The organism is Micromonospora phytophila, from assembly GCF_023656545.1.
GTDB lineage: Bacteria > Actinomycetota > Actinomycetes > Mycobacteriales > Micromonosporaceae > Micromonospora > Micromonospora phytophila.
Genome location: NZ_JAMOKF010000310.1, coordinates 1 through 6,570 on the forward strand (window position 1 = coordinate 1; position 6,570 = coordinate 6,570).

Sequence of the window (6,570 nt, forward strand, 5' to 3'; positions counted from 1 at the left end):
CGCCGGGCCCGGGTCGGCGCCCGGTCGGCGGTTGCCGTCGAGGTCGGGACGGTGGTCTCCGGCGAAGCCGTCGCGGTCGTCGGGACGCCGGCACGAGCGACGGCGGGCGTCGGCGCGCCGGCGGCCGGGCGCGTACCGGGCCCTGCGTCGGCCGCGTCACCGGCGGGCGGGAACGAGGGCTGCCCGGAAGCGGGGTCCGCCGGGAAGGCCATCGGCTCGCCGGTGCGTTGCCGAGGCACCCTCACCGGCCCACGGGTCGCGGCCCGCCGGCCGGAGCGTTGGGCCAGCGCGGCGACCAGGACGGAGCCGCCGACCCCGACGATCACCGCGTACGGCGCGATGAGGTGCGCCGACACCTGCTCCGGGTTGATCGCCGTCAACCGCGGCACCGCCAGGAAGTACGCGGTCGCCACGAGCAGCGGCCCGGCCGCGCCCGAGGCGGCGGCACCGACCCGCCGGTCGGCGTACCGGGCGGCACCGCGGGCGGCCAGGGCGCCGATCACCAGCGCGGAGCCGAGCGAGAGCAGTGCCCCGGGCCAGTAGAAGTAGTCGCGGATCCAGAACCGCCCGTCGTCCGAGCTGAGCTGCCAGATGCCCAGCTGGGCACTGGTCAGCCCGCGTCCGGCCAGCACGCCGTCCACGACGGCGACCACGGCGAGCAGCCACAGCCAGCCCACGGTGGCGATCACGTTGGTGGCGGCGGCCCGTGAGCGCAGCGCCCAGACGGCGGTCAGCGCGCCGACCAGCACCCCGACCGCCGCGTACGCGGCGGCGACGTCGCGGGGCGCGGCGGTGTCCGCCACCACCGCGACCCGGGCCGGCACCGCCACCAGCAGCACCGTGATCAGGGCACCCACCGCGGCGGCCACGGCGATCGCGACGTGTCGGGCGGAGCCGCCGGTGTTCCGGGCGTCCGGCTCCGGCTGGCCCGCCGACCCGTCCACCTCGTCCGGCCGTGGGCCCGGATCGGCGGCGGGCCGCGCCGCGGAGGCGGTCGGGCCGGTGTCGTCCGGCAGGGCCGCGCCCGGACCGCGCTCGTGCAGCCGCTGCGCGCAGACCGCGCCGACGACCGTCGAGGTGGCGGCGATCCAGGTGGCCCAGATCAGGCTGGCCACCCAGGCGGCCGCCCCGACGGTCGCGTCCGTGGACGCCCAGTTGATGATGCCCAGCCCGTAGCCGAAGCCCAGTTGGGCCGCGCCCGCGCCGGCAGCCACGCCGACCGCCGTAGCGATCGATCCTCCCCAGCCCCGTCTGGCCATGCCGGGGAGCGTAACGTCCCGGGCTCCGGGCGGCGAGTCGTGACGGCGGACCGTGACGCAGCGCAGTTGGCGCCGACGGGTACGGTCGCCGGTGATTGAGGCGGTGGACGCTATGGCGGACGGGAACACGGGCGGCGGGACCGGCGCGCGGGACGGCGACGGACCGGACCGGTTGACCCTGGTGCTCGGTGGCGGGTTGGCCGTCGTGCTGCTCGCCGCCGTCGGCGCGACCGGCGGCTGGATGCTGGCCGGCGAGCAGGACGACCCGGGCACGCCGGCCGCGTCGGCGACCACGAGCACACCGACCGTCGCCGCGAGCGCGTCCCCGACGCGCGGCCGGTCGACGCCGGCGACGCCCCGGACGACGACGCCGACCCGGTCCACGGGTCTGACCGTCCCGGCCGTGCTCGGCGAGGACTTCACCGACGCCCGCGACCTGCTGCGGGACCGGCGGCTGGGCTGGCGACTGATCTTCGGCTCCGGCGTCGGCACCACTGTGGAGCGCGCGTACCCGCAGGTCGGGGCGGCGGTGGAACCGGGCAGGACCGTCACGCTCTACGTCACCGGGCCCGCCCCGGCCGCCACCGTGCCCGACGTGGTCGGCGACGAGTGCGACGAGGCGGCCGACGATCTGGTCGACGAGGGCTTCTACCCGCAGTACCGGCTCCGCCGCGCCGGAAAGGTCACCCGCCAGGATCCGGCCGGCGACAGCACGGGCAGGTGGAACGACCGGGTGTCGATCTGGTGCGGCGAGGCGTCGGAGGCGCCGGGCCCCGCCTCCCCGACGCCCTGAGCGATCGTTCGGCACGCTGATCCCGGCCGATGGGCGTCCGGACCGCTACGTTGACGGTCAGGGGCCGCGACGCCCGCCCGGGTCGGGAAAGGACCTGCCATGAGCGACGACCGCCAGGAGCCGCCCACCGGGGGGTACGACGACCAGACCCGCCCGCTCCCCCCGCCGGCCGGATCCGAGCCCGTCGACCGCACGCAGCGGTTGCCCGGCCCCGAGGACCGTACGGCGGGGCAGCCGCGGACCCCGGACGACGCGACCCGGCCGACGCCCGCCGACCGCACCGCCCCGATGGACCGCACCACCCCGCTGCCCCCGGATCGGTCCGGCCCGCCGGCGTGGTCCGGGCGGGCCGAGGTGCCGCCGCCCCGACCGGCCGATCCCCGGGAGGCGGGCACCGAGTGGTACGCCGAGGACCCGGGCGGCCGGCGCTGGTGGCTGCCGATCCTCTGGGGCGTGATCGTGTTGCTGCTGCTCGGCCTGCTGGGCGTCGGACTGTGGCTGGCCCTCCAGTCGGCGCACGACGCCGGGACCGGCCCCGAGCCGTCGCCGTCACCGTCGCGGACCAGCGCGGCGCCCACCACCGCCGCGCCGACCTCGGCCGCGCCCACCACCTCGTCGCCCTCCGCCGCGCCGACCACCTCCGCCCCGGCCCGGGTGCCGATGCCGCCCGTGGTGAACCTGCCGCTGGAGACGGCCCGGGCGATCCTGGACGATGTCGGCCTGGACCACCGGGTGGAGTACCGCGAGTCGGACCGCCCCCCGAACACCGTGGTCGAGACCGAGCCGGACGCGGGCGAGCTGGTTGCCGAGGGCGAGGAGGTGACGTTGGTGGTGTCGCGGCCCGAGCCGTCACCGACCACCGGCTCGCCCACGCCGACCGTGGTGGCGACCTCCGTCGACTAGGGCACCCGACCGTTCCCGCCCGTCGGGCGGTGGCTGGAATGCGCGGGCCGTCGACGGGTGGTCCCGGCCGGCGGGTGGCACCCGGTGGCTCCGCCGGGTCACCACATCCGGCGTCTGGTGCCGACCAGGCCCAGGCCGGCGAGGGAGATGGCCAGGCCGAAGACCCCGGACCAGAAGAGTGACTGGCGGACGTCCTCGGCCGTGTGCCGGGCGGCCTGCGTCGTGCCGGCCGGGGTGTCCGCGTCGGGCCCGGCGGTCGCCCCGGGCTCGTCGCCGCCGCCGGCTCTGCCGGCGTCGAGGGGATCCGGTCCGCCGAGGGCGAACGGGGCGTCGAGGGCACCCGGGCCGTCGTCGACGCCGGTGGCGTCCGGCGGGTCCTCCCCGACCACGGTGATCTCCGGTGCCGGGACCGGGGCGGTCAGCCGGGTGGACGAGAGGGCGGGGTCACGGACCACGACCACGAGCGTGGTCGCGGCGCCGAGCAGCGCCAGGAGTCCGAAGGAGTAGGCGATGAGGGAGCGGTGGTGCCGCCGCGCGGCGGGCTGATTGACCATGGCCATCCCAGGTTCAGGGTCCTGGAAGCGCGGGGTGGAACGTGCCGGGGTGGCGTACCGATTCTATGGCGTCGGCACGCCCCCCGACTGCCGATCGCCGAGGTCAGCCCACCCGGACCGGGGTCCGCACGACGGGCCGGCGTGGTGCCCGGACGGTGTGCGGGCGCGACTCGGGCACGGCCCGCAGGTGGCGCAGGCCCTCCCGCTGGACGAAGATCGACCGCCGGTTGACCGCGTCCCCCGAAGCGTTCAACTCGTAACCGTCGAGCCAGAGCCAACCGTCGTAGGTCGGCCAGTCGAGCACCCGGATCACCCGGAACATGATGGGCCTGAGGAACTGGACACTCGCCGCGCGAGTCACGTGCACAACGTCACCGGAGCGGGGAAGCACATGGGCTCCTGGGAAGGGTCGGCCGGCGAAGGAGCCGGCGGAGGCTGGTCGGGGGACGTCTCGATGGCCCGGTGACGGGGTCGTGCCTCGTGGACCGATGTCGCGGGCGGTGGTGGTCGGGCCGTACCCGCTGATGGCGTGCCGCCACCCGACCAACACCCGGCTGCTCCCGGGTACCGCTCCCGCCGCCGCAGCCAACTGGCGTGCAGCGGCGGGGTCATCACCCCGGGGCAGGTCTGGTTGTCAAACGTCGGGCGCGCCCGCCGCTCCGCGTCCCGGAGCCGGTGGGGTCGCCACGGCGGGGGATCGGACGGAGACGGTGAGTGACCCGTGCCATACGGACAGAGTGCATCAGCGACGTGCTTCATGCAAGTTGCACGTCGACTTTTGCCGATACGTGAGCGGCTCGCGCAAAGCGGCGCTTGAAGCCGTTCACGTCGGGGCGGCACACTGAGGGCCGGTTTCGCCCGTCGCGGCCGGCCGACGACCGGCACCACCCCACGCCGCGAACGTTCGTCCGCCGTACGACGTCGCGCCCCCGGCGGGCGACGACAGCGGCGCGTCGAAGCGGAGGTGGACCGGTGAGGGCGAGCAGCCGGTGGTCCCGACCAGCTTGCCGAGGTGGCACCGTGCGCGCGACCGGTGAGTCGATCCCGCGGGCCGCGCGGCGAACCGGGGTGGACGCGTGAGCGAGCGACGCAGCCCGACCATCCGGCGCCGCCGCCTGGGCGCGGAACTGCGCCGGCAACGGGAGTCGGCCGGTATCACCATCGAGGCGGTCGCCGAGCAGCTGGAGTGCTCGGCGTCGAAGGTCTCCCGGATCGAGACGGGCCACACCACGGCGACCCCCCGGGACGTTCGGGACATGCTCCGGATCTACGGGGTGGTCGGCGTCGAGAGCGACGAGCTGGTGCAGATCGCCCGGGAGGCCCGGCAGAAGGGCTGGTGGCACCCGTACAGCACGGTGCTGGTCGGGGCCTACGTCGGGCTGGAGGCCGCGGCCAGCTCGATCCGGGCGTACGAGCAGCAGGTGGTGCCCGGCCTGCTGGAGACCGAGGAGTACGCCGGCGCCATGATCCGCGCGGCCCGGCCAGACTTCACCCCGGAGCAGGTGCAGCAGCGGGTGCGTGTCCGTCTGGGCCGTCAGTCGTTGTTGACCCAGGATGATCCGGTCGATCTGTGGGTGGTGCTCGATGAGGCGGTGGTGAGCCGTCCGGTGGGCGGGGACGCGGTGATGCGTGGCCAGCTCAAACGGCTGGTCGAGGTGGCGGAACTGCCGAACGTGACGCTCCAGATCCTGCCTTTCGAGGTCGGGGCGCACGCCGGCATGGACGGCACCTTCACGATCCTCAGCTTCCCCGAGCCCGGTGATCCGGATGTCGTGTACGCGGAGAACGCCACGGGTGGGCTCTTCCTCGAGAAGAGTGACGAACTGCAGAAGTACAGCTTCATCTTCGATCACATCCGAGCGGCGGCCAATCGTCCGGAGGAGTCCATCGCACACATCGCGAAACTGGCAGAGGAGCCGTTGTGGAAATGGCGACCAAGGGGTTCCCCGTGGACCTGACGCAGGCAACGTGGTTCAAGAGCTCGAAGAGCGGGCCGAACTGTGACAACTGCGTGGAGGTGGCGTACGTGACCGGGGCGGTCGGGGTGCGGGACTCGAAGGACAAGACGGGTCCGGCCCTGGTCTTCGCCCCGGGCGACTGGCACGCCTTCGTCGCCGGTGCCAGGCGCGGCCGGCTCGGCCGGGACTGACGACCCTGTGACGTGACGGGCGTCCCCGTCCGGCGATCGGCCGGACGGGGACATTCCCGTGCCCGCCTGCGGGCCCGCCGGTCCGGGCGGTTCCGCCCGGCGGTGCCGGGTCGCGGGCCGCTCGGGTGCGGTCCGGCCGGGCGGTCCCGGGCCGCGCGGGTCCCGGCGGGCGTCGGGGTGGCCCAGGTTCACCCGGGGATCCCGTCGCCACATCGCGCCCGTGTCGTTGTACGGCTAGGTACGGCGTTGGTCGACAACCCGCCGCACGGATCGGCAACCGAGCGAGGCAGGCGAGACGGATGACGACGATCGGGTCAGAGAACCTCACCAACGGGCCGGGAAAGCCGGAGCGGTTCGGTGGCAAGTACCGCGGCGCACGCCGGGACACCGTCCTGACCGAGGTGGTGTCGACCGACACCGAGATGGGTGGCCGGGAGCCCGGCCCGGCCGCGCCGGAACAGGCCGGCCCGCCGCTCTCCCTGCCCTCGCTGGACCCGAACCCGCTCACCGAGCCGTCGTTCCCGCCCGGCGGATGGTCGATGGAGCCCACCGAGTCGCTGGTCGACCACCCGCTGCTGCGCGGGCTGCTGATGGAGCTGCCGCCGAAGGGCAGCGTTCCGCCGCCCGGCTGGCTGGACCGCTGGTTCGAGGCGACCCGGGCGATCCTGGAGCTGCTATACGTGCAGGGGACCGGCCGCCCGCGGTGACGCGGGCCGCGCCGGCATCGCGCGTTCCACGAGCCGGCTGTGCCGAAGGGCGTGGCGTACGCCGATGGCGGCGACGCCCAGCGCGCCCAGGGTGATCGCCGGGCCGGTCACCGCGGCCCCGACGAGCAGGTCGCCCGCGCTCGCCGCCGCCACGGCCTGCAGGGTCGCCAGGCCGGTGACCTGCACCGGGAGTCCGACGAGCGGG

General features: G+C 75.2%; 8 protein-coding genes and 1 pseudogene. 5 read left to right on the forward strand and 4 right to left on the reverse strand.

Annotated elements, in window-relative coordinates; genetic code table 11:
- Nucleotides 1-1,259, reverse strand: a 1,259-nt coding sequence (locus NCC78_RS25705; RefSeq protein ID WP_250797667.1) for a hypothetical protein, incomplete at its 3' end; no start/stop codon positions are given.
- A gap of 112 nt (nt 1,260-1,371) precedes the next feature.
- Here NCC78_RS25705 and NCC78_RS25710 point away from each other — a divergent pair.
- Nucleotides 1,372-2,052 (forward strand): PASTA domain-containing protein, encoded by a 681-nt coding sequence (locus NCC78_RS25710; RefSeq protein WP_250797668.1) that lies wholly within the window; start codon nt 1,372-1,374, stop codon nt 2,050-2,052.
- Nucleotides 2,053-2,151: 99 nt separating this feature from the next.
- A complete protein-coding gene (locus NCC78_RS25715; protein WP_250797669.1) occupies nt 2,152-2,955 on the forward strand; it encodes a PASTA domain-containing protein in 804 nt (267 codons plus the stop codon).
- 98 nt (nt 2,956-3,053) lie between these two features.
- On the opposite strand, the gene NCC78_RS25720 is transcribed toward NCC78_RS25715, so the two are convergent.
- Nucleotides 3,054-3,515, reverse strand: a complete 462-nt coding sequence (locus NCC78_RS25720) for a hypothetical protein (protein ID WP_250797671.1) — start codon at nt 3,513-3,515, stop codon at nt 3,054-3,056.
- A gap of 97 nt (nt 3,516-3,612) precedes the next feature.
- Nucleotides 3,613-3,900, reverse strand: a complete 288-nt coding sequence (locus NCC78_RS25725; RefSeq protein WP_250797672.1) for a hypothetical protein — start codon at nt 3,898-3,900, stop codon at nt 3,613-3,615.
- A 685-nt stretch (nt 3,901-4,585) separates the two neighbouring features.
- Between NCC78_RS25725 and NCC78_RS25730 the strand changes: the two genes are divergently transcribed.
- The 3 genes from NCC78_RS25730 (at nt 4,586) to NCC78_RS25740 (ending at nt 6,365) form a co-directional block, all read left to right on the forward strand.
- A complete protein-coding gene (locus NCC78_RS25730) occupies nt 4,586-5,467 on the forward strand; it encodes a helix-turn-helix domain-containing protein (RefSeq protein ID WP_250797673.1) in 882 nt (293 codons plus the stop codon).
- Complete coding sequence (locus NCC78_RS25735) at nt 5,437-5,658, forward strand: DUF397 domain-containing protein (RefSeq protein ID WP_250797674.1); 222 nt, start codon at nt 5,437-5,439, stop codon at nt 5,656-5,658. Before NCC78_RS25730 ends, NCC78_RS25735 begins: the two co-directional genes overlap by 31 nt.
- Before the next feature lie 299 nt (nt 5,659-5,957).
- Nucleotides 5,958-6,365 (forward strand): hypothetical protein, encoded by a 408-nt coding sequence (locus NCC78_RS25740; RefSeq protein WP_250797675.1) that lies wholly within the window; start codon nt 5,958-5,960, stop codon nt 6,363-6,365.
- Here the strand turns inward: NCC78_RS25740 and NCC78_RS25745 are convergent.
- Nucleotides 6,333-6,570 (reverse strand): annotated as a pseudogene (locus NCC78_RS25745) (hypothetical protein); the annotation flags it as partial. The gene NCC78_RS25740 and the pseudogene NCC78_RS25745 sit on opposite strands and share 33 nt — an antisense overlap.

What these genes read in the sequence shown, in the direction of transcription:
- NCC78_RS25720 (WP_250797671.1), bottom strand. Translation starts at nt 3,515, where the DNA reads ATGGCCATGGTCAATCAGCCCGCCGCGCGGCGGCACCACCGCTCCCTC.
- NCC78_RS25715 (WP_250797669.1), top strand. Translation starts at nt 2,152, where the DNA reads ATGAGCGACGACCGCCAGGAGCCGCCCACCGGGGGGTACGACGACCAG.
- NCC78_RS25740 (WP_250797675.1), top strand. Translation starts at nt 5,958, where the DNA reads ATGACGACGATCGGGTCAGAGAACCTCACCAACGGGCCGGGAAAGCCG.
- NCC78_RS25710 (WP_250797668.1), top strand. Translation starts at nt 1,372, where the DNA reads ATGGCGGACGGGAACACGGGCGGCGGGACCGGCGCGCGGGACGGCGAC.
- NCC78_RS25735 (WP_250797674.1), top strand. Translation starts at nt 5,437, where the DNA reads ATGGCGACCAAGGGGTTCCCCGTGGACCTGACGCAGGCAACGTGGTTC.